The 26,422-nt window shown below is 74.0% G+C and carries 21 protein-coding genes; 5 read left to right on the top strand and 16 right to left on the bottom strand.

From position 1 onward, the window contains the following. Positions 1-34 precede the first annotated feature (34 nt). Positions 35-847, bottom strand: a complete 813-nt coding sequence (locus ACIBG6_RS08965; protein WP_399221893.1) for a VOC family protein — start codon at positions 845-847, stop codon at positions 35-37. Between the two features lie 144 nt (positions 848-991). Between ACIBG6_RS08965 and ACIBG6_RS08960 the strand changes: the two genes are divergently transcribed. Continuing rightward, positions 992-1,600: a GNAT family N-acetyltransferase gene (locus tag ACIBG6_RS08960; RefSeq protein ID WP_399221892.1), complete on the top strand. Its 609-nt coding sequence runs from the start codon at positions 992-994 to the stop codon at positions 1,598-1,600. Here ACIBG6_RS08960 and ACIBG6_RS08955 read toward each other — a convergent pair. The 7 genes from ACIBG6_RS08955 to ACIBG6_RS08925 form a co-directional block, all read right to left on the bottom strand. Further along, positions 1,567-4,365: a fumarate reductase/succinate dehydrogenase flavoprotein subunit gene (locus tag ACIBG6_RS08955; RefSeq protein WP_399221891.1), complete on the bottom strand. Its 2,799-nt coding sequence runs from the start codon at positions 4,363-4,365 to the stop codon at positions 1,567-1,569. The genes ACIBG6_RS08960 and ACIBG6_RS08955 overlap by 34 nt on opposite strands. Before the next feature lie 26 nt (positions 4,366-4,391). Then, on the bottom strand, positions 4,392-5,210 hold the full coding sequence (locus ACIBG6_RS08950) for an ABC transporter ATP-binding protein (RefSeq protein ID WP_399221890.1): 819 nt from the start codon (positions 5,208-5,210) through the stop codon (positions 4,392-4,394). After that, positions 5,207-6,079 (bottom strand): ABC transporter permease, encoded by an 873-nt coding sequence (locus tag ACIBG6_RS08945; protein WP_399221889.1) that lies wholly within the window; start codon positions 6,077-6,079, stop codon positions 5,207-5,209. The genes ACIBG6_RS08950 and ACIBG6_RS08945 overlap by 4 nt, the downstream gene beginning before the upstream one ends. Continuing rightward, entirely contained in the window at positions 6,076-7,431 is a 1,356-nt protein-coding gene (locus ACIBG6_RS08940; RefSeq protein WP_399221888.1) for an ABC transporter substrate-binding protein, read from the bottom strand. Before ACIBG6_RS08940 ends, ACIBG6_RS08945 begins: the two co-directional genes overlap by 4 nt. Positions 7,432-7,445: 14 nt before the next feature. Beyond that, positions 7,446-7,673 carry a ferredoxin family protein gene (locus ACIBG6_RS08935; RefSeq protein ID WP_125741086.1) on the bottom strand — a complete coding sequence of 76 codons (228 nt, stop codon included), beginning with the start codon at positions 7,671-7,673 and terminating at the stop codon, positions 7,446-7,448. A 41-nt stretch (positions 7,674-7,714) separates the two neighbouring features. Continuing rightward, entirely contained in the window at positions 7,715-8,482 is a 768-nt protein-coding gene (locus ACIBG6_RS08930) for a GntR family transcriptional regulator (RefSeq protein ID WP_399221887.1), read from the bottom strand. A gap of 170 nt (positions 8,483-8,652) precedes the next feature. Further along, positions 8,653-9,561, bottom strand: coding sequence for a MerR family transcriptional regulator (locus ACIBG6_RS08925; RefSeq protein ID WP_399221966.1), 909 nt, complete (start codon positions 9,559-9,561; stop codon positions 8,653-8,655). Between the two features lie 111 nt (positions 9,562-9,672). On the opposite strand from ACIBG6_RS08925, the gene ACIBG6_RS08920 reads away from it, so the two are divergent. Continuing rightward, positions 9,673-11,199: an alpha/beta fold hydrolase gene (locus tag ACIBG6_RS08920; protein ID WP_399221886.1), complete on the top strand. Its 1,527-nt coding sequence runs from the start codon at positions 9,673-9,675 to the stop codon at positions 11,197-11,199. A gap of 33 nt (positions 11,200-11,232) precedes the next feature. On the opposite strand, the gene ACIBG6_RS08915 is transcribed toward ACIBG6_RS08920, so the two are convergent. The 5 genes from ACIBG6_RS08915 to ACIBG6_RS08895 are packed head-to-tail and all read right to left on the bottom strand — an operon-like array spanning position 11,233 to position 16,487. Then, positions 11,233-12,042 carry an ABC transporter ATP-binding protein gene (locus ACIBG6_RS08915; protein WP_399221885.1) on the bottom strand — a complete coding sequence of 270 codons (810 nt, stop codon included), beginning with the start codon at positions 12,040-12,042 and terminating at the stop codon, positions 11,233-11,235. Next, complete coding sequence (locus ACIBG6_RS08910; RefSeq protein WP_399221884.1) at positions 12,039-13,025, bottom strand: ABC transporter ATP-binding protein; 987 nt, start codon at positions 13,023-13,025, stop codon at positions 12,039-12,041. Before ACIBG6_RS08910 ends, ACIBG6_RS08915 begins: the two co-directional genes overlap by 4 nt. Positions 13,026-13,030: 5 nt before the next feature. Further along, positions 13,031-13,900: an ABC transporter permease gene (locus ACIBG6_RS08905; RefSeq protein WP_399221883.1), complete on the bottom strand. Its 870-nt coding sequence runs from the start codon at positions 13,898-13,900 to the stop codon at positions 13,031-13,033. Then, a complete protein-coding gene (locus ACIBG6_RS08900; RefSeq protein WP_399221882.1) occupies positions 13,897-14,850 on the bottom strand; it encodes an ABC transporter permease in 954 nt (317 codons plus the stop codon). Before ACIBG6_RS08900 ends, ACIBG6_RS08905 begins: the two co-directional genes overlap by 4 nt. Continuing rightward, positions 14,850-16,487, bottom strand: a complete 1,638-nt coding sequence (locus ACIBG6_RS08895) for an ABC transporter substrate-binding protein (protein WP_399221881.1) — start codon at positions 16,485-16,487, stop codon at positions 14,850-14,852. The genes ACIBG6_RS08900 and ACIBG6_RS08895 overlap by 1 nt, the downstream gene beginning before the upstream one ends. Before the next feature lie 131 nt (positions 16,488-16,618). On the opposite strand from ACIBG6_RS08895, the gene ACIBG6_RS08890 reads away from it, so the two are divergent. Continuing rightward, positions 16,619-17,686 (top strand): LacI family DNA-binding transcriptional regulator, encoded by a 1,068-nt coding sequence (locus ACIBG6_RS08890; protein ID WP_399221880.1) that lies wholly within the window; start codon positions 16,619-16,621, stop codon positions 17,684-17,686. Between the two features lie 11 nt (positions 17,687-17,697). Here the strand turns inward: ACIBG6_RS08890 and ACIBG6_RS08885 are convergent, their stop codons facing one another. Further along, entirely contained in the window at positions 17,698-19,332 is a 1,635-nt protein-coding gene (locus ACIBG6_RS08885) for an amidohydrolase (protein WP_399221879.1), read from the bottom strand. A 95-nt stretch (positions 19,333-19,427) separates the two neighbouring features. Between ACIBG6_RS08885 and ACIBG6_RS08880 the strand changes: the two genes are divergently transcribed. Together ACIBG6_RS08880 and ACIBG6_RS08875 are read left to right on the top strand one after the other, a co-directional pair. Next, positions 19,428-20,144 (top strand): TetR/AcrR family transcriptional regulator, encoded by a 717-nt coding sequence (locus ACIBG6_RS08880; protein ID WP_399221878.1) that lies wholly within the window; start codon positions 19,428-19,430, stop codon positions 20,142-20,144. After that, entirely contained in the window at positions 20,137-21,030 is an 894-nt protein-coding gene (locus tag ACIBG6_RS08875) for a DUF4232 domain-containing protein (protein ID WP_399221877.1), read from the top strand. Before ACIBG6_RS08880 ends, ACIBG6_RS08875 begins: the two co-directional genes overlap by 8 nt. 17 nt (positions 21,031-21,047) lie before the next feature. Here the strand turns inward: ACIBG6_RS08875 and ACIBG6_RS08870 are convergent, their stop codons facing one another. Both ACIBG6_RS08870 and ACIBG6_RS08865 read right to left on the bottom strand, forming a co-directional pair. Then, complete coding sequence (locus ACIBG6_RS08870; protein ID WP_399221876.1) at positions 21,048-22,394, bottom strand: hypothetical protein; 1,347 nt, start codon at positions 22,392-22,394, stop codon at positions 21,048-21,050. A 136-nt stretch (positions 22,395-22,530) separates the two neighbouring features. Beyond that, on the bottom strand, positions 22,531-26,232 hold the full coding sequence (locus ACIBG6_RS08865; RefSeq protein ID WP_399221875.1) for a choice-of-anchor D domain-containing protein: 3,702 nt from the start codon (positions 26,230-26,232) through the stop codon (positions 22,531-22,533). Positions 26,233-26,422 lie beyond the last annotated feature (190 nt).

The raw sequence follows: 26,422 nt of genomic DNA, 5'->3' as shown, positions 1-26,422 counted from the left end.
CGCTTGAGGGGTGCGAAGGCCCCCTCTGCACCGGTCAGTTCGCCCCCGTGTCCAGGGTGAACAGTGCGCCGTCCGGATCCCGTACGACCGTGCGATGGCGGTCGGCGCCGTCCGGGGCGCGCACCCCGCCCCACTCGCCGCCCGGCACCACCGAACCGCCGTGCTTCACGACCGCCGCCGTCGCCGACTCCAGATCCGGCACCCGGAACCGTACGAGCCAGCGGGGACGCAACTGCGGCCGGGGTGAGCCGGACTCGACCGGGCCGCTGTTCAGACGGGCGACGGCCTCGCCGTGCCACCGCAGCACCACCTGCTCCTCCTCGTACGAGACCTCGACGCCGGACGGGCTCCCGTCCGCCCAGCCGAGCACCCCGCCGTAGAAGACGGCCGCGTCGAAGGCGTCCCGCGTGTGCAGCTCGAGCCAGGCCGGCGCCGTCTGCTCGTCCACGCGCCAGCGCGAGATCAGCCGCCCCTCCCACACCGCGAACTGGGCGCCCTCCTGGTCCGTGGCGAGCGCCGCGCGCCCCCGGGGCGGGAAGGCGACCGGCCCCACGCCGACCGTGCCGCCGCGCTCCCGGATCCGCGCCACCGCCGCGTCCGCGTCGTCCACGGCGAAGAACGCCGTCCAGGCCACCGGCACCGCCATCTCGGAGGCCACCGCCGCGATCCCGGCCACCGGCACCCCGTCCCGCTCTCCCACCGCGTACGCGTCGCCGAGGGCGCCCCGGCGGAACGTCCAGCCGAGCACCGCCCCGTAGAACCGCTCCGCCGCGTCGAGATCGCGCGCGGCCAGATTCAGCCAGCACGGCGCGCCCACTGCCTCCGCGCTCACCGTCACTCTCACCATCTCCTCGGTCCACCGTCCACAGCGGGTCGCCCGACGCCGCCCCGCGCCCCTTCCCCGCCCGACCGCCCCGCATGCGCGCGTTCACCCATGTGCCGCCGATCACCACACACGCGGGTGCGCCGACCCGCCGGATATCGTCCGATCATGAGCACGCGGCGCGTCGAACCACCGGTCACCTCCCAGGTCACCCTGAGGGATGCCCCCGCCCACGGCACCGCCGCCCTGCTGCTGCGCCCGTGGACGTACGAGGACGCCGACGTGCTCGTACGCCACCACGCGGACGCGCTGCTCCGCTCCTGGCTCGTCACCCACCTGGACACCGTCGACGAGGCCCGGGCGTGGGTGGACGCCCAGCGCCGGGGCTGGGCGGCGGGGACCCGGGCGGCGTTCGCCGTCGTCGAGAGCGGACCGGCCGGGCCGTCCGCACCGCTCGGCCACATCGCCCTCAGCGCCACCGGCGCGGGGGCTGTGCGGGCCGGCTACTGGACCGCCGCCGAGGCGCGGGGACGCCGGATCGCCTCCCGGGCCCTGACCCTCGTCTCCCGATGGGCCGCTTACGACGGTGGTCCGTTCGCCGGACGGCCCCTGGAACTCGTGCACGCCGTCGGCAACGAAGGCTCCTGCCGGACCGCCCTCGGCTGCGGCTTCCCTCTCGTCGGCACCCTCCCCGCGGACCCGCCGCGCAGGCCCCGCGCCCAGCACCTCCACACCGCGGTGGCTCAGGGCGTACCGCGCGGCACGCGGGAGGCGTAGGCGCGGACGTCGGCGTCGGGGTCGTCGGCCGCCCTGGCGAGGGCGGCGCGGGCCGCCGGCTCGGCGCCGTGCGCGAGCAGGGAGAGGACGGCGGCCTTGCGGACGTCCGCGTTCGCGTCGCCGAGGGCCCCGGCGAGCGCGGGGACCGCCGGCGCGGGCGGTGCGGCCCGCAGCGCGGTCGCCGCACCGGCCCGGACCTGCCAGGCGGCATCGGCGAGCGCCGCCACCGCGGCCGCCGCGTACTCCGGCGGGCAGCCCGTACCCGCGAGGGCGGCCAGCGCGGCCCCCCTGACCAGTGGGTCGGGGTCGTCGAGCAGCGGGTCGAGCGGCTTCGGGGCGGGGGCGCGCACGGCGGCGAGACCACGGGCCACCGCGACCCGCACCTCGCGCGCCGGATCGGCGGCCGCCCCGGCGAGCTCCTCGACCGCGTCCACCGAGACCAGGGCACGGACGGCCTGGATACGGACCTCGACGTCGGCGTCGGCGAGCGAGGCCGCGTACAGCGCGGGGTCACCCAGCCGCAGGGCCCGCAGGACGTCGAGCGCCGCTGCGCGCACCGCCGGGTCCGGCACGCCGAGCGCCTCCCGCAGACCCGCCGCGAGCGGGGGATCGGCGGGCAGGACCTCGACCAGCTCGCGCAGCGCGGCCGCGGCGGCCGCCCGTACCCGCGGCGCCGCGTCCGCCAGGTGCGCCGCGAGCGCCGGCCCCGCCCCGGCCGGAGCGGTCTCCCCGAGCGCGGTGACGGCGGCGGCCCGGACCGCCGGGTCGGCGTCGTCGAGGTAGGGCCGCAGCGCCGCCAGGTCGGGGGACTCCTCGACGAGCGCGAGGAGGCGCAGGAGGGAGAGACGGGGGTCCGGGGCTCCGGCAGGTCCCGTCGGGTCCGGGGACGCGGTCGTGGTCGTGGGTGTGGGCGCGGCCGCGGTCCGGCGGGCCGTCGGCACGCCGTCCCGCGGCCCGGCCGTCGCCACCGGTACGAGCGCGACCTCGCCGAGCGGCCGCTCGGGACCCGCCGGCGGCGCGAACTCCGGCACCGGCACCACGTACGGCTCGACCGGCCGCGCCGTGAACTCCATCGCCCCGGAAGGGGACTTGCGCAGATCGAGGTGGTGCAGCCAGCCCTGGTCGTCCCGCTCCGGATGGTCGAGACGCTCGTGATAGAGCCCCCACCGCGACTCGGTCCTCGCCAGCGACGCCCGCGCCGCCATCTCGGCGCAGTCCCGGATGAAGCTCACCTCCGCGCACCGCATCAGCTCGTGAGCCGTACGCGCCCCCATGCCGGCGATCTCCTCCGACATCCGGGTGAACGCCTCGACCGCCAGGGAGAGTTTCGCCCCGGTCTTCGGCGGCGCCACGTAGTCGTTCACGAACCTCCGGAGCTTGTACTCGACTTGGGGCTGCGGCGGACCCTCGGGGTTCCGCAGCGGCCGGTAGACGAGTTCGTGCGCGGCGGCCAACTGGTCCGCCGGAAGCTCCCCTTCGTACGTCCGGTACCGTGCCGCGTCCTCGCCCGCCAGGTCGCCGAAGACGAACGCGCCGATCATGTAATTGTGGGGGACGGAGGCCAGGTCACCGGCCGCGTACAGCCGGGGCACGGTCGTGCGGGCATGGGCGTCCACGCGTACCCCTGAGGCCGAATGGCCGCCGCACAGACCGATCTCCGAGATGTGCATCTCGATGTCGTGCGTCCGGTAGTCGTGCCCGCGCCCCTCGTGGAAGGTGCCCCGGGTCGGCCGCTCCGTGGTGTGGAGGATCGACTCGACGGCGCCGATGGTCTCCTCCGGCAGATGGCTCAGCTTCAGGTACACCGGGCCCCGGTCGGAGGCGAGTTCGGTCGCGAACTCGGCCATCATCTGTCCCGACCAGTAGTCCGACTCCACGAACCGCTCGCCGTGCCGGTTCACCTGGTACCCGCCGAAGGGGTTGGCGACGTACGCGCAGGCGGGACCGTTGTAGTCCTTGATCAGCGGGTTGATCTGGAAGCACTCGATCCCGGTGAGCGCGGCTCCCGCGTGGTACGCCATCGCGTAGCCGTCCCCCGCGTTCGTCGGGTTCTCGTACGTCCCGTACAGATACCCGGAGGCGGGCAGGCCGAGCCGGCCGCAGGGCCCGGTGGCGAGGATCACCGCACCCGCCCGGACCGTGACGAACTCCCCTGTGCGGGTGTGGAATCCGGCGATTCCGACGGCCCGGCCGTCGTCCGGGTGGGTGAGCACCCGCACCGGCATCACCCGGTTCTCGATCCGGATCCGCTCCCGCATCTCCCGCCGCCGCAGCTGCCGGTAGAGGACCTTCTTGACGTCCTTGCCCTCCGGCATCGGCAGCACGTACGAGCCGGACCGGTGCACCTGGCGGACCGCGTACTCGCCGTGCTCGTCCTTCTCGAACTTCACCCCGTACGACTCGAGCCGCTGGACCATCGCGAAGCCGCGGGTCGCCGTCTGCCGGACGGTGGACTGGTCGACGAGACCGTCGTTGGCACGGGTGATCTCGGCGACGTAGTCGTCGGGTTCGGCCCGGCCCGGGACGACCGCGTTGTTCACCCCGTCCATGCCCATGGCCAGGGCACCCGAATGCCGGACGTGCGCCTTCTCCAGGAGCAGGACGTTCGCCCCGCGCTCGGCCGCGGTCAGCGCGGCCATGGTGCCGGCGGTGCCGCCGCCGACGACGAGCACGTCGCAGGAGAGCTCGGTCGCGTCGGCGAGGGCGGGTATGGAGAGGGCGGGTATGGAGAGGGCGGGGCCGGGGTCGGCGAGTCGGGTGCTCACGGGATGCCTTTCGCAGGGACTTTCGGTCAGAGGGAGTCGAGGACGCGGCGGCGCAGCGCGGCCGTGGCCGGAGCGTGGCGGGCGTCCCGCGACCGCGGGTGCGGCACGTCCAGGACCTCACCGGACGCGAACAGGACGACCCGGTCGCCCAGATGGAGCGCCTCGTCCACGTCGTGCGTGACGAAGACGACGGTCGCGCCCGTCCCGCGCAGGATCTCCACGAGCAGGTCCTGCATCCCGGCGCGCGTGTGCGCGTCGAGCGCGCCGAACGGCTCGTCCATCAGGACCGCGCGGGGCCGGCCGGCCAGGGCGCGGGCCAGCTGCACGCGCTGCCGCTGCCCGCCGGACAGCTGGTGCGGCAGCTTGTGCGCGTGCCCGGCGAGTCCGATCCGCTCCAGCCACTCCTCCGCCGCGCGCCGCCGCTCGGCCCGGGGAACCCGGCGGATCGCCAGCGGCAGCTCCACGTTGGCGCGGACCGAACGCCAGGGCAGCAGGGCGTCGTGCTGGAAGACCAGCGCCCGGTCGGCGCCCGGCCGGACGATCGGCTCCCCGTCCTGGGTGACGTGCCCGGCGAGAGGCGGCAGCAGCCCGGCGAGGGTGCGCAGCAGCGTCGTCTTCCCGCAGCCGGAGGGACCGACCACGGTGAGCAGTTCGCCGGGCGGGATCCGCAGGCCGGCGGGGGCTGGCACGGCCACGCCGCCCGGGTGGCCGAGCCGTACGCCGTGCAGGGCGAGCTCCGCGCCGGGGCTCGGGTCGGTGCGCGGGGTCGCACCAGTGGACGGGCCCACGGCAGCACTCACGCCACTCACGCCACTCACGCCACTCACGGCACGCACGACACTCATGACACCGGCTCCTTCTCCGCCAGGGGGACGGCGGCGGGGGTACGTCGGAAGGCCGCGGAAGCGGCGCCGCCCGGCGCGCGGACGGGCCCGGCCGTCCCGCGCGCGGTCGGGCGCGGGAGCCAGGCGGTGACACGGCGGCCGAGCACCTCGACCGCGGTGGAGGTGAGCCAGCCGAGGACGCCGATGGTGGCCATGCCGACGAACACCCCCGGGTAGTCGACGACCGTGTAGTCCTGCCAGGTGCGGTAGCCCACCCCGTACTCGCCGGAGATCATCTCCGCCGAGATCACACAGATCCACGAGACGCCGATGCCGACCGAGAGCCCGCCGAAGATCCCCGGCAGGGAGCCCGGCAGCACCACGGAGAACAGCACCCGGAGCCGGCCGCCGCCCATGGTGAGCACGGCCTCCTCCCAGACCGGGCCGAGCGCGGCCACGGCGTGCCGGGTCGACACGAGGACGGGGAAGAAGGCCGCGGTGAAAGTGATGAAGACGATGCCCTGCTCGGTGGTGGGCAGCAGCAGGATCGCCACCGGCACCAGGGCGATGGCCGGCACCGGCCGGACCACCTCCACCAGCGGGCCGAGCAGGTCGGCGGCCCACCGGGACCGGGCGACGGCCGTGCCGGCCGCCACCCCGAGCACCGCGGCGAGGAGGAAGCCCACCACGATCCGGCGCAGGCTGTGGCCGAGGTCCTGCCAGTACGTGTCGGTGCCGAGCCGGTCGGCGAGTGCCGAGGCCACCTCCCCGACCGTGGGGAACTGCTCGAACCGCAGCCACAGCGTGACGTCCTGGGCGGTCAGGAACTGCCACAGCCCGAGTGCGGCGCCGAGCGAGGCGACCCGCAGCAGTCTGCGGCCCCCGCTCACGATGCCGCCCTCAGAGCGTCCGTGTACCCGACGATCCGGGCCCCCGCGTGAGCGGAGACGTACCGCTCCGCTCCCGACCGGGTGACGAACGCCCGCGGTCCGGAACCGTCCGTGACCCACACCGCCCGGTCGGCGAACCAGAGCGTCCCGGTCACCGCGTCCGGCACGTACGCGGCCCGCACCGTGTCCGGGCCCGCCTCGCCGACGGCCTTCAGGAGCTCCCCGGGAGTCGTGAACGTCCGGGTCGTGCCCTGGCCCTTCAGCCACAGCTCGGACCTGGCCGAGCCCGCCTTCGGGTACGCGGACTCCCGGACCGCCCGGCGCAGCGGCGCCGCGTCGACGAAGGCGTCGATATCGACGTCCTCCACCAGGCCGGCGGCCTTCAGCACCGACACGTCGTCCTTCAGCGCGGCGATCAGCTCCGGGCGGAGGGCCGGGTCGAACGTCGCGATGCCCTGGGAGCCGTTGTAGAGGTAGACCACCTCGGCGGGGAGGCCGGTCTCCTTCGCCACCGACTCGGCGGCGGCGACGGGCCGCGACCGCAGCTCGTCCGTCGCCCGCCGCTGGGCCCGCAGGAAGTCGTCGAGGACCCCGGGCCGCCGGGTCGCGAAGCCCTCCCGGACGGTCACGCCGTGGAAGGTCGGCAGGTTCAGTTCGGCCCCGTCGTACAGCGCCGTGGCCTTGCCCTGGAAGGCCAGGAGACCCGGCCAGGCGACGAACTGCGACAGCGCGTCGACATTGCCCGACGTCAGGGCCGAAGCACCCACGCTGGGCTGCTGGTTGAGCTTCTCCACGCCCTTGTCGGGGTCGATCCCCGCCCGTTGGAGCGCGCGGACGAGCGTGCCGTCGGCCGCCGAGCCGACGCTGGTCGACACCTTCTTCCCGCGCAGGTCGGCGAGGGAACGGAGCGGCGAACCCGGCGCCGTCACCACGGTGTTGAGCCCGCCGCGCGGGTTGTAGCCGGTGACCGAGACCAGCCGGGTCCGCTCCTTGAGCTGGACGCCGCGCGCCGCGTTGATCAGCAGCGGGAAGTCGCCCATCGAGCCGATGTCGATCTTCCCGGCGGTCATCTGCGCGGTGATCGGGGCCCCGGTCGCGTAGTCCTGCCACACCACCCGGTAGGTGACGCCGTCCCGCTTGCCGCGGGCCGCGAGCTCCTCCTCGAAGTAGCCCAGGGAGCGCAGCAGGGTGCCGGCGGTGACGGTGTTGATGGTCTTCGACTGGTAGCCGACGGTCACCGTGACGGTCTTCGCGTCGCCCTGGTCGTCCGCGCCGGCGGCGCCGCCGCAGGCGGTGGCCAGCGGCAGCAGCAGGGCCAGGGGGAGCAGCGGACGGAGTCTCGTGACGTTCATGGGAGTTCGGCCTTTCACCGGAGCAGGTAGGGCATGTTGACGGTCACCGCGCCGGTGGGGCAGCGGGCGGCGCACGGGCCGCAGTACCAGCACTCGTCGACGTGCATGTACGCCTTGCCGTTGTCCTCGCGGATCGCGAGCGAGTCGAGCGGACACATGTCGACGCAGAGCGTGCAGCCGTCGATGCACTTCGACTCGTCGATGGTCACGGGCACGTCGGCGCGCTGGGGGACGAGAGGCACGGCTGTCTCCAGGAAGGGTCAGGTACGGGAACGAGTGGGGGTCAGAGGGAGCGGCGGAGGACGCCGCTCATGGTGATGCGGTCGCCGCGGAACCGGATGAACTCCAGGTCCACCGGCCGCCCGTCGGGCAGGTGGGTGAGCCGCTCCAGCATGAGGACGGCCGCCCCGCGCGGGGCTTGGAGCACCGCCGCCGAATGGGCGTCGGCGTTCACGGCCTCAAGGGTGATCTCGGCGTGTCCCAACGGGCCGCCCGTCAGCTGCTCCAGGAGCCGGAACACATCCGTGTTCTCCAGGTCGCAGCCCAGCAGTTCACCGCCGATGTCCATCGGCAGGTACGACAGGTCGAGGGAGAGCGGCAGGCCGTTCAGGCGGCGCAGCCGCTCGATGCAGAGCACGTCCGCCTGCTCGGGCAGGCCGAGCCGGTGGGCCACGGGACCCGGCGCACCGACCGGCCCCATGGTGCGGACCTCGTTGGTGACCCTGCCGTGTTCGTGCAGGGTCTCGGCCAGACCCTGGAGCCGCTCCAGGCCGTGCGGGAACTTCTCGCAGACGACCACCGTGCCGACCCCCGGCTGCCGGGCGACGATCTGTTCGCCGCGCAACAGGTCCAGGGCCTGCCGGACGGTGTTCCGGCTGGCCCGGAAGTCGGCGGCGAGCGTGTCCTCCAGCGGGAGGATCCCGTCGGGGAAGCCGCCGGCCAGGATCTGGTGGCGCAGCAGGTCGGCGAGCTGCCGCGCCCGGTCCGCCCGCAGGCGCCGACGGCGGGCGGCGGCGAGCGGGAGGGCGGCGGAAGCGGGTTCGGCTGGCATGCGACGGAACGTAGCGGCGGACGGGCCCGGGTGGTGTTGCCGCAGTATTGCGCCACCTGACGGTCCCTCCGTAAGCCTCTGACCTGCGGCGACGGCGGGGGAGCGGCGAGATCCGCCACCTGGCCGACCAGCTTGTGGACGCCGGGTGCCCACGATGCGGATGGGACCCGTCAGCCGGCCCGCGACTCGACCTCGGCGCGCAGGGCGACGGAGAGGTGGTGGTGGAGGGCGCCGAGGACCGGCTCGCCCGGGGCGAAGAGGCCGGTGGCGAGCTTCCAGTACCGGTGGATCGCGGGGCCGTCGGTCCGGGCGAGCAGGCCGAGGAGACGGCGGCGGAAGACGAGGGTGTCGGGGGCGCCGAGTGCCTGCGCGTAGGCGGCGACGAAACAGTCCAGAGCCTCGCCCCGCACGACGGCCGAGGACGCGGCCAGCGCGTACGCCTCGGCAAGCCCCTCGTACAGCACCGCCGGCCGGTACTCCCCGTCCGGCAGCGGCGGCGCCGGCCGGAACTCCGGCCGGTCGACGCGCGGATCCGTGACCAGCTCGTGCAGTCTGGCGAAGGCCAGCACCTGCGCGGGGCTCGGATCCCGAGGGGGCCGCGGCACCACCGAGTCGAGGACCCTCGACACGGTACGGGCCGGCAGCCGCACCGGCAGCGTCCGCCGCCAGAACCGGGCCAGGGCAGCCGTGTCGGGCGGCATGACCACGGCCCCGACCAGCCGCAACCGCTCGGCACGCTCCTCGGAGGGGCAGTCCTTGAGCAGCCGCAGGGACGCCTCGCGCCAGCGCAGCGCGGTGAGTCGGGAGTCCACCTCGCGCAACTGCCCCGTGACGACCTCCTCCAGAGCCTCGTCCCGATCGAGCACCCGCTCCACCTCGGGCACCGGCAGATCGAGCGCGCGCAGCGAACGGATGAGCCGCAGCCGGTCCAACGCCTCGGGCCCGTACCGCCGATGCCCACCGGAACTGCGCCCCGCCTCGGGGAGCAGCCCACGGTCGGAGTAGAAACGCACGGTCTTCACGGTGACCCCCGCCCGCTCGGCGAGGTCCCCGATGCTCCACAGCCCGTCGGACGACAACACGAATCGAACCCTACGTCCGTGGCGGTCCCGGGCGGCTCTTGAATCTCCCTCAGGGGGAGTTCCTAGCGTGGCCGCGACGCATTGCTCAGGAGCGACGAGGAGACGATCATGACCGCGTTCGTGCTGGTGTCGGGCCCCTTCACCGGGGGCTGGGTGTGGGACGAGACGGCCGTACGGTTGCGGGAGGCCGGCGCGGAGGCGTACCCGGTGACGCTCACCGGCATGGGGGAGAGGGGCGGCGAGGCCGGGTCCCGCGCCGATCTGGAGACACATGTCGAGGAACTGGTGCGGCTGGTCGACGGGATCGCCGCCGCCGACGTCGTCCTCGTGGGGCACGGCTACGGGCTCCATCCGGTACTCGGCGCCGCCGACCGGCGTCCGGAGCGCGTCGCCCGGATCGTCGCCCTCGACACACCGCTCCCGCAGAACCGGGAGGCGGCCGTCCGCTCCGTACCCGACCCGGAGGTCCGGGCCCTGATGGCGGACCCGGCCTGGGACGGCGGGCCCGTTCCGCCGCCGACGCGTGACACCTGGCCGCGCTGGGGCAGTACCGAGGGCGTCCCCGCCGAAGCCCTGAACCGCCTGGCGCGGCGCGCCGCCCCGCAGCCGCCGGGCACGCTCACACAGCCGCTGCTCCTGACCGGCGCGGGCTCGGCCCTGCCGGTCACCGGCGTCCTGTGCACGGCCAACGGATCGAGCATCGACCTCGTCGAGATGCTCGTGGAATCGGGCCCGCCGCAGTTCCGGGCGCTCGCCGACGCCGGGATCCGCTTCCTCGAACTGGCCACCGGGCACTGGCCGATGCTCTCCGTTCCCGGAGAGCTCGCGGCGACGCTGCTCCGCGCGGCGGCCGGAGAGGGCCACCAGGTGAGCGCCCCCGAGCGCGCCCACGTACCCGAAGGGCCGACACACCTCCTGCCGTTCCTCCTGGACGTCCCCGAGGCGCCGCGCGAACGGCGGGGACGGATCGACCTCCACCTGCCGGGAGCCGACGCACTCGCGGAGGGCCCCCGGCCGGCCGTGGTCTTCGTCCACGGCGGACCGGTCGCCCCCGACCAGCGGCCCACCCCGCGCGACACGCCGTTCTTCCTCGGATACGGCCGCTACGCGGCGAGCCTCGGCGTCGTCGGCGTGACCCTTGACCACCGCCTGCACGGCCTCGCCGACTATCCGCGGGCCGCCCAGGACCTCGTCGAGGCCGTCGCACGCGTCCGCGCCGACCCGCGCGTGGACGGGGACCGGGTCGCCCTCTGGTTCTTCTCCACCGGCGGGCTGCTCGCGGCGGACTGGCTCGCCGCGCCCCCGCCGTGGCTGCGGTGCGTCGCGGCGAGCTACCCCGCCCTCGCGCCGCTGCCCGGCTGGGGCGCGGTCGAGTCCCGCTTCCGCCCGGTCGACGTCGTCGGCTCGACGGCGGGCGGGCCGCCGGTCGTCCTCACCCGGGCCGGACGCGAACACCCCGCCTTCGCGGCGACGGTCCAGGACTTCCTGGACGCCGCCGCGAAGAACGGGGTGGAGGTCGACCTCGTCGACGTACCGCTGGGCCACCACAGCTTCGAACTGGTCGACCCGACCGACGCCTCCCGAGCCGCCGTCGAACGCGCGATGCGCTCCGTCCTCCGGCGGCTGCGGGACTGACCCCGGCCCGCCCCGCCCGGCCCCGGCGGCCCGTCAGCGAGCCGTCGCGAACCCGCCGCGCCGCGGCACCGAGTCCAGGAGCAGCCGGGTGTACGGGTGCTCCGGGGACTCCAGGACGCGCGACGTCGAGCCGGCCTCCACGACCTGGCCGGACTTCAGCACCATCACCTCGTCCGCGATGTGCCGGACCACGGCCAGGTCGTGGGTGACGAACAGGTAGCCGATGCCCGAGTCGCGGCGGATCGTGCCGAGGAGTTCGAGGATCTGCGCCTGGATCGACACGTCGAGCGCGGCGACGGCCTCGTCGAGGACGAGGACCCGGGGCTCCACGGCGAGGGCGCGGGCGATCGCCACGCGCTGCCGCTGCCCGCCGGAGAGCCCTCGGGGCAGGGCCGCGGCCTCGCGCGTGCCGAGTCCGACCTGGTCCAGGAGCTCGGAGACCCGGGCGGCGCGGGCGGTCCCGTCGAGACCGGTGTGGAGGCGGAGGACCTCGTCCAGGCAGCCGGAGACGGAGATCCGGGGGTCGAGCGAGAGGTACGGGTCCTGGAAGACCATCTGGATCTCGCGGGCCCTGGCGAGCCGTTCCGCCCGGCCCCGAGGCAGCGTCGAGCGGTCCCGGCCGTCCAGGCGGACGGTGCCGCCGTCCGGGCGCTCCAGACCGACGAGCATCCGGACCGTGGTGGTCTTGCCGCTGCCGGACTCGCCGACGATCGCGAGGGACGACCCCGGTGCCAGGGTGAAGGACACGCCGTCGACGGCCGTGTGGTCCCCGTACACCTTGCGCAGGCCGTCGACGACCAGGCCGGTCTCGACGACCGGGCCGTCCTTTGTCGACACGGTCACAGCATGATCCCTTCGTCGGCGCGGTGGCAGGCGGCGAGTCCGTCGCCGTACCGGGCGAGGACCGGCTTCTCCTGGGAGCAGCGCGGCACGGCGTGGGCGCAGCGCGGGGCGAAGGCGCAGCCCTGCGGCGTCTCGGCCAGGGAGACGGGCCGCCCCGGGATGGGCCGGGGCGCGGGGGCGCCCGGTTCGATGCTCGGCGTGCAGCCGAGCAGGCCGGCCGTGTACGGGTGGCGGGGCCGGTCGAACAGCTCGTCGGTGCCCCGCGTCTCCACGATCCGGCCCGCGTACATCACGTACACGCGGTCGCAGACGGCGGCGGCCAGTTCGAGGTCGTGGGTGACGAAGAGCATGCCCGTGCCGCGCTCGGCCCGCAGACGCGTCAGGATCCGGATGATCTCGGCCTGGGTCGTGACGTCCAGGGCGGTGGTCGGCTCGTCGGCGACGAGCAGCGCGGGCTCGGAGGCGAGCGCCGCGGCGATGACCACGCGCTGGAGCATGCCGCCGGAGAACTCGTGCGGCCGGCGGCGCAGGGCGCCCTTCGGGTCGCGGATGCCGACCGCTTCGAGGAGCTCAAGGGCCCGTGCGGTCGCCGCGGCGGGCGGGGTGCCGGCCGAGCGCAGCCCCTCGGTGAGGAAGTCGCCGACGCGGCGGAGCGGGTTCACGGAGGCCCGCGGGTCCTGGAAGACCATGGAGACCTGCCGTGCCCGCAGCGCGGCCAGCTCCGTGCGGTTCATGGCGAGCACGTCCCGGCCCGCGACCCGGACCTGGCCGGTGGTGCGCGCGCCCCCGGGCAGCAGCCCGAGGACGCTGCGGCAGGCCACCGACTTGCCGGAGCCGGACTCGCCGACCAGACCGACGCTCTCCCCGGCCTCGACCCGCAGGCTGACGCCGTCCAGGATCGGCCGTCCGGCGCGCCCCTCGGGGAGCCGGACGTCGAGCCCGTCGATCTCCAGGACCGGCGTGGTGCCGCTGTGTTCCTTCATGCCGTTCACCGCTCACGCTTCGCGATCCGGTCGGCGAGTCCCTCGCCGACGATGCCGAACGCCACCACGGCGAGCACGATGCACGCGGAGGGCGCGAGGGCGGGCAGCATCGCCCCCTGCTGTACGGCCGACTGGCCTTCGTTGATCATGGCGCCCCAGTCGGCGGTCGGCGGCTGCACGCCGAAGCCGAGGTAGGAGAGCGCGGCCAGGTCCATCAGGGCGTACCCGAAGTTCATCGCGGACTGGGCGAAGACCGTCGGGGCGATGTTCGGCAGCAGGTGGCGCAGGCAGACGGTCCAGCCGGACCAGCCCTGCACCCGGTACGCCTCGATGTACGGGCGGGCCTTCTCCTGGCGGGCGATGCCGCGCACCAGACGGCCCACGTACGGGGTGTACGCCACGGCCATGGCGATCACCGGAGCGGTCATCCCGGAGCCGACGACGGTCACGAGCAGGATCGCGAGGAGCAGCCCGGGGATCGCGAAGACCATGTCCATCGAGCGGGACAGGAGCGTGTCCGCCCAGCCGCCCCGCCAGGCCGCCACGACGCCGATGAGGGTGCCGAGGAGGGTGGAGACGGCGACGACGAGCAGCGGGCCGAGGAGGCCGGTCCGGGCGCCGTAGAGCAGCCGGGACAGGATGTCCCGCCCGGACTGGTCGGTGCCGAGCAGATGATCGGCGCTGGTCCCGACGAGGCTGGACGTCAGGTCGACGGCCTCGGGGTCGTACGGGGCGAGGACGGGCGCGAGGAGGGCGACCAGGACGAGGGCGACGAGCACCGCGACCGAGACGGTGAAGAGGGGGCCCTGGCCGAGGGCGCGCAGCCGGCGCAGGCCGGGCCTGCGGTACGGCACCGCGGAGGTGGTGGAGGTCATGAGGAGCCTTCCCCGTGGAGCGACAGCCGGGGGTCGATGAGGGGCGCGAGCAGGTCGACGACGAGGTTCACGAGGACGAAGGCGGCGACGCTGAGCAGCGTGATCGCCTGCACGACCGCGAAGTCCTGGGCCGTCACCGACGACACGAGCAGGGAACCGAGCCCGGGCACGTCGAAGGCGGTCTCGACGATGGAGGTGCTGATGAGGAGGCCGGCGAGCATCGTGCCGCCGACCGTGACGACCGGGCCGAGGGCGTTGCGCAGGACGTGCCGCCGGACCACGGTCCTGCCCGCGACACCGCGGGCCCGGGACACCTCGACGTGTTCCCGGCCGAGCTCGTCGAGCATCGCCGAGCGGGTGACCCGGGCGAGCAGCCCCGCGAAGGTCATCGCCAGGGCGAAGGCCGGCAGGGTCAGGTGGTACAGCTGCTGCGAGAAGCCCACCGGCGTGCCGCCGGGTCCGGGGAACCAGCCCAGCTGCACGGAGAAGACCGACACGAGCACGATGGCGCTCACGAAGGACGGGGTCGCCGTGGCGACACCGGTGCCGATGAGCACCGTCCGGTCCAGCGGGCCGGGGCGCAGCGCTGCGAGGATCCCGGACCCCACGCCGATCAGCGTGACGAGCAGCGCCGCGTACGCGACGAGCAGCGCCGTACCGGGCAGCCGGGAGGCGATGAGGTCGGTCACGTCCTGGTGGAACTGCGCGGAGGTGCCGAAGTCGCCCGTGAGGACGCCGCCGAGCCACTTCGCGTACTGGACGGCCAGCGGGTCGTCCAGGTGGTACTCGGTGCGCAGGGCCGCCACGGCCTCGGGCGTCGCGGGGCGGCCGTGGAGCAGGAAGGTCACCGGGTCGCCGGGGGCCAGGTGGATGGCGCCGAAGACCACGAGCGAGGTCACGAACAGCACCGCCACCAGCCCGAGGAGCCGGCCGACGAGGTATCGGGTCATTACTTCGCGGCCCCGATCGTCGCGGCCCACGGGTAGTACAGCTGGGAGATGCCGGTGGGGGCACCGGTGATGCGCTTGCCGAGGAAGACGCTGTAGGGCGCCTCGTAGACGGGGATGCTCGGCAGCTCGCGCAGGGCGATCTTCTGGAGCTCGGCGGTCTTCTCGGCGCGCTTGGCCGGGTCGGGCTCCGAGTTCGCGCGGTCGAAGGCGACGTCGTACTCGGCGTTCGACCAGTTTCCGTAGTTCCCGAAGTCCCCGGTGCGGAAGTACTGGTAGAACTCCAGCGGGTCGGGCGTGTTGTCGTACCCGTTGGTGATCACCAGGTCGAGGCCGGCGCGCGCGTCGGGGTCGACGAAGATGCTGCTGTACGCCTCGGGGGCGACGGACTTCAGCTTGACGTCGAGGCCGATCTGCCGGCCGGCGGCCTGGACGGCGTTGGCGACGACGCTGATCTCGGGCGCGAGCGTGCTGGTGACGAGGGTGATGGTGCGACCGGTGGCTCCGGCCTCCTGGATGAGCTTCTTCGCGGCGGCGATGTCGTACGCGGGCTCGGGCAGCGTGTCGTACAGCGAGGCGGTCTTGTCGGGGACGAGCGCCCAGGCGCCGCGCGCGGCGGGGGCCTTCGCGGGGACGCCGACCCCGCCGGCCGCGGCCTTGATGATGTTCTTCCGGTCCAGGGCCATGGAGAGGGCCTGGCGGACCTTGAGGTTGCCGAGCGGGCCGTGGAAGTCGAGGACGGCGAGGTCCGCGGCAGCGGTGTTCGGGCCGAAGAGGACCGAGCCCTTGCCGCTGGAGCGCAGTTGCTGGAGCGAGGACGAGGGCACCATGTAGCCGCCGTCGGCGGTGCCGGAGAGGAAGGCGTTCGTGCGGGCCGCCGGGTCCTCGATGAAGGTGAACTTGACGGACTCCGACTTGGGGGCGAGCTTCGGGTCCCAGTAGGCGGCGTTCTTCTTCAGGGTGATGCCCGAGCCCGCGTCCCAGGATTCGAGGGAGAACGGGCCGGTGCAGTTCACGCCGCCCTTGGGGGTGCCGTAGTCCTTGCCGGCCTTCTTCAGGTACGCGGCGCTCTCGATGGTGCCGGGGGAGGCGGCCATCAGCTCGTGCAGCAGGACGTCGGCCTTGCCCAGGCGGAGGGTCACCTCCAGCGGGCCGGTCTTCTCGATGGTGTCGACGTTCTTGAAGGCCGAGCCCCACGGCGATCCGGTCGCCGGGTCCATCTGGCGCTTGAGGGAGGCCACGACGTCGTCGGCGGTCATGGTCGTGCCGTCGTGGAACTTCACCCCGGAGCGGAGGGTGTAGACCAGCGTGCGCGGATCGGGCTGCTTGTACGTGACCGCGAGACCGGGCTCGATCTTCATGTCGGGCGTGACGCGGAAGAGCTGCTCGCAGACGTTGGCGAGCACGGTGTTCGGCGGGTAGTCGTACGCCAGGGCGTAGTCGAGCGTGTACGGCTCGGCGTACAGGGACCAGGTGAACGAGTCCAGGGTGCCCTTCGCGGGCGGGGAGGTCGGGGTGACCTCGTAGCCGGGCCCGCCGCCGGGGGCGGCCTGGGGCTTGGCGGCGCCGGAGCAGGCGGCGGTCGTGGCGGCGAGGGCGGCGGTACAGGTGAGGAGCGCGATGGTTCTCGACATGCGCATGCAGACCCACCCCTTTACGGGTGTAGTGACGGGCGCTGGGGGGATGGAGCGAGTATTAATGCGGGAACGTTCCCGCACAAGGTCCTGCGGGAACGGTTTTGCAAAGGTCAGGAGGGTGGCACCATCGCTCCATGACCTCTGGATCACGGCACGGCGGGCAGCCCTCTTCACCCACCCCGCGCGTCCGCCTCGTCGACGTCGCCCGCGAGGCGGGCCTGTCCAAGACGACCGTCTCGGCGGCTCTCAACGACACCGGAAGGCTCTCTCCCGCCGTACGGGAGAAAGCCCGCGAGACCGCACGCAGAATGGGCTATCGGCCCAATGCCACCGCACGCCAACTACGCGCGGGACGAGCCAAGTTGATCGGATACGTGGTGGGTGAGACGGCCGACGTCACCTCGGTGTTCCTGGAATCGCCGTACTTCGCCCGGCTGACCGGGGCCACGGCGGCGACCGCGCTGCGACGCGGCTACGCCATGGTCCTGCTGCCCACCGGATCCCTGCAGAGCGAGTGGGCCGACCTGCCGCTCGACGCCGTGGTCGTGACCGACCCCGGTGCCGACGACCGGATCGTCGACGACGTGCTCGCCGCCGGGATCCCCGTCTTCAGCGACCGCTCCGTGGAGGGGCGGCCCGGGGCGTACTGGGTGGACGTCGACACGAGCGCCGCCGTCCGCACCGCCCTGGACCACTTCCTGGAACAGGGCGCCCGGAGGCCGGTCCTCGTCGTACCCGACAGCACCACCCGCTTCCATGACGAGGTCTTCGCCGCCCACCGGGAGTGGTGCGCGGAGCACGGCCTGCCGGAGCGGGTCGTACGGGTCGGGGAACCCGGCAACGGACCGGTGGTCCACGCCGTCGAGACCGCCCTCGCGGGAGGCCCGGCGGGCGAGGACGGCGACCGGCCGGACGCCCTCCTCGTCGTCGCCGAGGCGAGCCCGCCCCTCGTCCTGGAGGCGGCGCGCCGCCACGGCTACGACGTACCCGGCGATCTGCTCCTCGTCTGTGTGAGCGAGGACGTCACGGCCGAGCACACCGAGCCGCCCGTGACCACCCTGAGCCTGCGGCCCGAGGCGATCGCGGAGGCGGGCATCGAGCACCTGGTGAGGGTCCTGGAGCACGGCGACCGGGAACCGGCCGGGACACTCGTCCCGACCCGTCTCGACGTCCGGGCGTCCTCGGTGCGGCAGCACGGGTAGCCCCGGGCCCGTCAGCTCGCGTGGACGAGCTTGCCGCCGACGTACGTCCGCTCCACCCGGGCCTGGCCGATCTCCTCCGGCGGCGCCGTGAGGATGTCGCGGTCCAGGACCACGAGGTCGGCGAGGTTCCCGGCGCGCAGGCTGCCCGCGTCGTCGTGACCGTTCACATGGGCGGTGCCGGCGGTGTAGGCGGCCAGCGCGGTCGGGAGGTCCAGCCGCTGCTCGGGGTAGAAGACCGGCGCGTCGGCGGACTCCGGGTCCCGGCGGTTCACGGCCACGTGGATGCCCGCGATCGGGTCGGGGCTGCTGACGGGCCAGTCGCTGCCGGCCGCGAGCGTGGCCCCGGCGCGGACGAGACTGCCGAAGGGGTACTGCCAGGCGGCACGCTCCGCGCCGAGGAACGGAATCGTCAGCTCGTCCATCTGCGGCTCGTGGGCCGCCCACAGCGGCTGGATGTTGGCGATGGCACCGAGCGCGGCGAAACGGGTCAGGTCGTCGGGGTGGACGACCTGGAGGTGCGCGAGGTGGTGACGGTTGCCGCGGCGCCCGTTGACCCCCATGGCGGCCTCGATCGCGTCGAGGGCCTCCCGGACGGCGCGGTCGCCCAGGGCGTGGAAGTGGACCTGGAAGCCGAGGGCGTCGAGCTCGGTCACGTACCCGCGCAGCGCGTCGGGGTCGACGAAGCTCAGCCCGGAGTTGGCGGTGGCGCAGCCACAGCCGTCCAGGTACGGGGTGGTCATCGCGGCGGTGAAGTTCTCCGCGACGCCGTCCTGCATGATCTTGATGGACGTGGCGCGGAACCGGCCGGCGTTCAGCTTCGCGCGGCGGGCCACCAGCTCGGGGATCTGCTCGGCGCCGCGGTCTCGGTCCCACCAGAGCGCGCCGGTCACCCGGGCGGTGAGCGTGCCGTCCAGCGCGGCGGTCATGTACGCGTCCGAGGGGTCGGGCTGCCCGTGGAACTCGCCGAGCATGGCGTCCTGCCAGCCGGTGACACCGAGGGAGTGCAGCAGCGACTGGGCGCGGTGGAGCCCGGCGAGCCGGTCCGCGTCAGAGTTCGGCGGCACGAGGTGGCCGACGAGGCCGGAGGCGCCCTCCTGGAGCATGCCGCTGGGGGTGCCGTCCGCCTCCCGCTCGATGCGGCCGTCGGCGGGATCGGGGGTGTCGGCGGTGATCCCCGCGAGTTCGAGCGCCCGCGTGTTGGCCCAGGCGCCGTGGTGGTCACGGTTCAGCAGCAGGACCGGCCGGTCCGGCACGATCGAGTCGAGCAGCTGCCGGGTCGGCAGACCGCCCTCGAAGCTCTCCATCGACCAGCCGCCGCCGGAGATCCACTCACGGTCCGGGTTGGCGTCCGCGTAGGCACGGACCAGGCGCAGGTACTCGTCGACGCTGACGGTCTCCGACAGGTCGCACTGGGCCAGCTCCACCCCGGCGAACACTGCGTGGACGTGCGCGTCCTGGAAACCCGGGACCAGCAGCTTCCCCGTCAGGTCGACGACCTCCGTGTCCGGGCCGATGAGCTCGCGCACCTCGTCGTGGCCGACGGCGGCGATCCGCTCGCCGATGACGGCGAGCGAGGTCGCCCGGGTACGGGCCGGGTCCACCGTGAAGACGGGACCGCGGGTGAAGACCAGATCGGCCTTGGCCATGCGAATGCTCCAGAACATGAGGCGGCAGGTGGTTGGGCGCTATGGAAGCGGCAAGGCTGTTTACACGTCAATGGTGTTGACGTAAGGTCCCGGCCATGTCCGAACGCGTGGTCCCCGAAGGCAGCCGGCAGCGCCGCCGCCCCACCAAGCAGGGCGCCGTCCTCTCGGAGCAGCTGATCGTCGAGACGGCGCTCCGCCTCGTCGCCCAGCACGGCGCCGAAGCCCTGTCGGTACGGAGGCTGGGCGCCGCGCTCGGCGCCGACCCCAGCGCGCTCTACCGCTACTTCCGCAACACCGACGCCCTCCTCCTCGCGATCGCCGACGAGCTCATCGGTCGGGCGCAGGAAGGCTGGACGGCGACGGGCGACTGGCGGCAGGACCTCCGCTCGATGGGCCAGCGGATCCACGCCTGCTACCTGTCCCATCCGCAGGCCGCCGTCCTCGGCGCGTACCGCACGACCGGTCGCCCCCACGAGACCCGGGCCGTCGAGCGGATCCTCGGCATCCTCCGCTCCGCGGGCTTCCCCGACCCCCTCGCGGTGCGCATCTACCACGCCTTCGTCGACCAGGCCCTCGCCTTCGCCGCCCAGGACGCCGCCGCGGCGGCCCTGCCGCCCGCCGCCAGGGCGGGGGACGAGGCGGTCTGGCAGTCGGTGTACGGCAGACTGTCGTCGGACACCCACCCGAACATCGCCGCGACCTACCCGCTGCTCGCCGCCGACATGCAGGACAGCGGCTACCCCTTCGCCCTGGAGCTGATGCTCAGCGCGGTGGCGGCACTGCGCCCCCAGGAGGCCGCCCCGCATGCGTAGCGCCACGTTCCCCGCCGCCCTCGCCGGTCTGCTGCTGCTCACGGCCTGCGGCACGGAGCAGGCGGGCGGCGGCCCGTCGGGGCCGTCCGCCACGGCGGCGGGCTGCGCGGCCCGGCCGGGCGACGGCTCGACGGAGGACGGGGTCACCGTCACGGGCATGGGCGAATCCGCGGCTCCCGGCGCCCCCGTAGGACAGACCGACCCCTGCGCCGAGTACACGGTCACCAGCGCCGAGACCGCACCCTTCACGTACACGATCGCCTTCTCGTTCCTGACGGAGAGCGGCCAGGCGATGACGACCGTCAAGGAGACCGTCCCCGCCGTCGGCCCCGGCAAGACCGTCCGACGTACCGTCACCGCCGCCGACGTCCCCCCGGACGCGGCCGCCGGCGGACGGTTCAAGGTCCTCACGGTCCGGAGCGTCCCGACCGCCGAAGCGCCCTCCGCGTCGGGCCCCTGCCCGCCCTCGGGCGTGCGCGTGTACGCCGACGACGGCGACTCCGCCATGGGACTCCGGGTCGTCGGCCTCCACCTGGAGAACTGCGGGACCGCCCCCTACGAGCTGAACGGCTACCCCCGGATCGGGCTCGCCGACGAGGACCACGCACCCGTCGACAGCGTGCGACTCCTCCAGGGCGGCGAGCGGATCGCCGGCGCGACCGGAATGGAGGGACCGGCGCGGCCGCTCGTCCTCGCGCCCGGCGAGCGCGCCTACTCCGGCCTGGTCTGGCGCAACACCGTCGAGGCCGGCGATCCCGTGAACGCCCCCTACGCCCGCGTCTGGGCCAAGCCCGGCGCCGCCCCGGTCATGGTGACGCCCGAGCTCGACCTCGGCACGACGGGGAAGCTCGGCATCGGCCCCTGGAAGAAGGACGGCACTCGCTAGGCCTGTCCGGGCGCCCGTCAGGGATGGGAGAACACACCGACCATGCGGGTGCCCGGATTGCTGCTCAGCCCGACGATCGCGCCGCCGTCGGCCCGGTTCGCCCGCGCGTGCGTCCCGGCGTACCCGTCGTCGGTGAGGAAGACCCCCAGGACCGCGATCCACTCCTCGACGGCCCCCGTCGCCGGGTCGTAGACGGGCTCGGACCGGGGGACGACCCGCTCCTGGGCCACGTAACCGCCGTGCTCGACGGCGACGGACAGCGCCGCGCGCCACTCCGCTTCGGTGCTCTCCCAGCCGACGAACGTGTCCAGACCGCCGTACCCGGCCCCGGGCTTGAGGATGAGCTCCTCCCGCCGCTCCCGGCAGAGGTCCACGATCTCCGCGACCCCGGCAGGACCCGCGGCGCTCACCGTGCGGCTCCACGGCAGCAGCCGCTCGACCAGAGCCCGCTCGTCCGCGTCGAAGGCAGTGCTCCAGCGCGGGTCGGTGAGCAGCGAGAGCGCGCTCTTGTTCCCGTAGAAGCCGCTCTCCAGGGTCGTGAACAGCACGGTCCTGCCCGCCTCGTGGGCGCGGAAGAACGGCTCCGCCACCTCGGGCCCCGCCGGATCCTCCAGCAGCTGACCGGCCGCGAAGTTCCGCACGACCAGGTCGAGCGGAGTCCCGTCCAGGGTCAACTTGCCGTCGGCCCGGGTGCGTACGTCCCCGACCTCGCCGATCCGCAGGTCGAGACCGTGCGCGGCCATCGCCTCCTGCGTGGCGACCATCATCCGTCCGTACGCGGCGACCCCGCCGCGCCCCTCGATGAGCCCGACGACCGGCTCCCCGCCGCCCGACAGCGCCGGCTTCGCCCGCTCGCGCAGCACCGCCGCCATCCGGGCCCCGATGTCGACGTGGCCGAGACCGTGCTTCCGCGCGAAGGCGCCGAACTCCGGGACACCGAGCAGCCCTTGGTTGAACACGGCCAGTTCGAGCCCGCCCACCTCGCTGCCGAGGTTGAACTCCAGGAGCTTGTACGAGGTGCCGTCGTGGTACGCGTCGGCGCGGCCCAGCCTGTCGGGTACCCCGGATCCGCCCCGGCGGAGCAGCGACACGAGCCGGGGGTCGATCCCGATGGCCGCCCCGTACCGCTCCATGTCACCGTCGAAGAGCCGCCGCGGCAGCGACACCAGGAGGTCGAACAGGCCCCCCAGGTCCCGCGCGAAGGCCTCCGTCTCCGCGGCGTCCACGAACCAGGGCCGGTGCAGCAGGTACGACCGCCAGGCCTTCTCGAACCCCGGGGGGAAAGCGGCCCGGGCGACGGCCTCGCCGAGGGTACCGCCCCCGCGCAGGCACTCGTCCAGGTATATCCGGCTCAGTTCGGTCATGGGTATCGCTCGCCTCACGGAAGTGATCGGGTACGTGCTCCGAAAGGCGAGCAGACTACCGCGCCCGTCCGGCATGCGGACAGATGCCGGGGCGGGGCGCCGGTCACCGGTGCGGGCGGCGCCCCGGCGCCCCCGCTCAGTAGCCCACGCGGACCCCCGACACCTCATGACGATCCGTCAGGCCGCCGGTCGCGCCGCTGAATCCGACCAGGACGTTCTTCGGCAGCGGCACCGCCACGTCGATGACCTGGACCCCGTCGACGAGGACGAGGAGCCGCCCGGCGGCGGTCACGTTCACGTCGACCACGTGACTGCCCGTACGCAGCGCGGGGACGGCGGTCGAGGTCGCGGCGTACCGCAGCGTGGACGCCGAGCCGCTCGTGGCCACGCCGACGAAGTTCGACGACGGCTCGCCCGGGTTGCGGTAGGTGTCCAGGGCGACGGCCACGCCGGGCAGCCCGCTGTAGCCCAGCCCGCCGCCCCCGAAGCCCAGCGCCTTCGGCGTGGTCCGGGTCGCGTCGAGGAGCAGCAGGGCGAGCCCGTCGGCGCCGGTGCCACCCGAGAGCGTCGCGGTGAAGCGGGCCCGCAGCCGGGCCGACGGCACCGCCGTGGCCTGGATCGCCGACCCCTTGACGTACGCCTGGGCGGGGTTGAGGACGAGGCTCGTCCCGGACAGGGCGGCGGCGCCGTTGTACGACCAGCCGTTGGGCCCGGGCGGCGGCAGCGCGTACGACGGGGAGGTGATCGCCGCGCCGCGCACGGCGTGGATGTCGGTCAGGCCGCCCGTCCCTCCCGTGAAGGCGAGCAGCGCCGCCGGCGGCAGCGAGGCCACCGTCGTCCGCAGCCGCTGGGTGCCGTCGACGGAGACCGTGACCGTCTTGCCGGTCACCGCGACGGTGACCGTGTGGGTGCCCGCGCGCAGGTTCGGGACGCTCGACGTCGTCGCCGCGTACGTGAGGGCCGAGCCGCTGCCGCCCGTCGCGACACCGACGAAGTTGGCCGACGGGTCCCCGGGGTTGCGGTACGTGTCGAAGGCGACGGCCACCCCCGGGAGCCCGGCGTAGCCGAGGCCGCCGCCCACGCCGCCGAGCGCGGTCGGCGTCGCCCTCGCCGGGTCGAGGAGGGCGAAGGTCAGGCCGTCGGCGCCGGTGCCGCCGCCGATCACCGTGGTGAACGAGGCCTTGAGGCCGTCGGTGAGCACGGGGACCGGCCACACCGCCGAACCCCGCTGGGACGCGCTCGCCTGCGTGAGCTGGAGGTCGTCGCCGGAGATCCCGGCGGCGCCGTTGAGCCGCCAGCCGCCCGCGCCCGGCGAGGGCACGGTGACCCCGGTGCCCGCCACCCCGGTACCGGTCAGCGCCTCGTTGCGAGGGCCCCGCCCGTCGTCCGAGGTCAGCTCGTACGCGGCCGTCACCGCCCCGATCGAGGTGGGCGAGAAGGTCACCGCCTGGTGGACCACGTCCTCGGGGCCGAGGACCTGGCCCTCGCTGATCGGGTTCGTGACGTGGAAGGGAGCCGCGGGCGGTTTCGCCTTGGTGATGGTGAGCGGGATGTTGCCGGTGTTGCTGATGTCGAAGGTCCTGGTGACCGACTGACCGACCTTCACCTCGCCGAAGGCCGTGGAGGTGGGCGTGACCGTGAGCTCCGCCCGACCGGTCACCGCCGTGCCGGTCACGGCCACGGACGCCGTGCCGTTCGACCCGCCGACGGCGAGCGTTCCCGTGTGCTCCCCGGCGGTCGTCGGGGCGTACGCCACCTGCACGGTGACGGACTGCCGGGGCTTCACGACCGTGCCGACGGCCGGCGGGTCCGCCGCGCTGAAAGGGGCGCCGGGGACGGAGACCGCGGAGATCGTCTCGTCGGCCGTGCCCGTGTTCGTGAACGTCACGCCGAGCGACTTGCTCGTCGACGTCGGCAGCGTGCCGAAGTCGAGCGCGCCCGGCGAGGCGAGGAGCCCGGGCCGGGTGCCGTATCCCGTGAGCCCGAGCGCGCTGTCGCCGAGGTCGGTGGCGAAGGTCAGCGCCGAGGTGTCCGGGCCGGGCGCCGTGGGGGAGAACGTCACCCGCGCGGTGTGGGTCTCGCCCGCCCGCAGTGCGCGCGGCAGCCCGGCCGAGGTCGCGGAGAACGGGCCGCCCGCCGGCGTGCTCACCCCGGTGATCGTCACGTCCCGGGTCGCCGTGACCGTGGCCGTGACGGTCCCCGCCGAGCCGACCGCCACCTCGCCCGCGTCCACCGGCTCACCGGTCAGCGCGGTGTTGGCCGGACGCCCGAAGGCGAGCACGTGCCCGTCCCGCGTCCCCACGTAGATCCGCCCGCCGTCGGTCGCGGGCACGGCGAACTTCGACGCCACCCCGATCGGCGCCGACCAGCGCAGCCGCAGCGCCCCGTTCACGGGCACCGCGTCGTACGCCCGCAGCTGCCCGTTGGCGCCGCTCGCCCCGTCCGACGCGATCGCCCACACGAGCGCCGAGCCCGGATTCGTCCCCGTCGAGGTCACCACCGGAGAGCCCGAGGTGTAGCCGAACCGCTGCGCGCTGCTGCCCGTGTTGGTGAGACCTGGGAGACCCGAGCCGGTGAGCCCGTACGCGAAGGCCCGCAGCGGGCCGCCGCTGCCGATCGTGTACACGTAACCGCCCTGCCCGCCGTACACCGCGGGATGCCCCCAGACACCCTCGTACGGACCGAACGCGCCGAGCACCTTGTCGGTGCCGCCAGGACCCTGGCTCCGGCCCCCGAGGTCGTCCCGGTCGAGCAGGAACAGCCGCCCGTCCTTGCCGATCTGGACGAGCAGCCGCGGATGCCTGCTGGTGCCGAACACCGGACCCGGGAGGGCCACCGGGCCGCCCGAGCCCAGGTCGGTGTCGTTCAGATCGAGCTGGGAGGCGTTCGCGGGACTGAAGAAGTCCTGCGCCGACATCGTGCCGTCGCTGTTCACCCCGAGCCGGACCACCGACTCCGCGAGCTGACCCGGCGGCAGGCTGCCGGGGCCCGGCGCCGGCGAGACGCCGTTCCCCGTCGAGAACAGGATCCGGCCCGGGCCGTCGGAGACGAGACCCCCACCGCTCATCCAGACCCCGGCCATGCCGTTGGCGGAGGAGTCCTCGGTGGCCCACAGCGTCGTCCGGCGCGTCGTGGTGCTGACGCCCATGACGTACCCGACGTACGGCCCCCGGTCGCAGTGCGAGGCGAAGGCCGCGTAGACGGAACCGCCCATGAGGAGCAGCCCCGGCCGCTGCCCCGCCGTGTACGGGTTGAACGCCCGCCCCGGGTCGTTCACCGGCGCGCCCGTCACCTTCACCGGCCAGCCCGCGCGCTCGGCGCCGGTCACCGGGTCCAGCGCGTGCACGTACCAGTTGGGGTGCTGGACGTCCGGCCCGTCGTTCACCTTCGCGGTCAGGTACACGGCGTTGCTCGCGGGGTCGTAGACCGGCGTGGCGGTCACCCCGATGTTCGGCACCAGGTCCCCGCAGCTGATCGCCGAGGCCGGCCAGGGGGCGCCGAGGTCCTTGGTCCAGCCGATCCCCCCGGTGGCCGCGTCGATCCCGTACACCTTGTTGTTCTCGGTGGCCGCGACGAGCGTGCGCCCCACGACCAGCGGCTGCGCGTACACCTGACCGTCGACGGCGGTCGAGAACTGGAGGCCGAAGTCCGAGCTGGACACCTGGTCGGGGGCGAGACCGGGCTCGTCCCGGTCCCAGCCGGTCCGCAGGTCGTCATGGGAGATCGTCGTCTGGTCGGCGGGGAGCGCACCGCGCACCGCCGGAACCCAGGCACCGGCCGCACCCACCACCAGGCACATCGTCAGCAGTCGGGCGATCGCCCTGCGTCGGCCGGCCATCTCTCCCCCTTCACCTGGTCGAGCGGGCACGGAGACCGGGTGCTCCGCAGGGGCCATCGTGAACCGGCCCCGAGGGGGAACGGGCCGCCGCCCGTCCTCGCCCGTCGAGGTCCACCCGATCGGCCGCCGTTAGCGGCACGCAAGCGGAACGTCAGCGGCCGGCGCGATGCTGGGGCAGTTGCCGTACCGT

Source organism: Streptomyces sp. NPDC050842 (assembly GCF_044456565.1).
In the GTDB taxonomy this organism is placed as follows: domain Bacteria; phylum Actinomycetota; class Actinomycetes; order Streptomycetales; family Streptomycetaceae; genus Streptomyces.
Note: the sequence above shows the minus strand (reverse complement) of the source record. Positions and strands in the feature narration are given on the sequence as shown.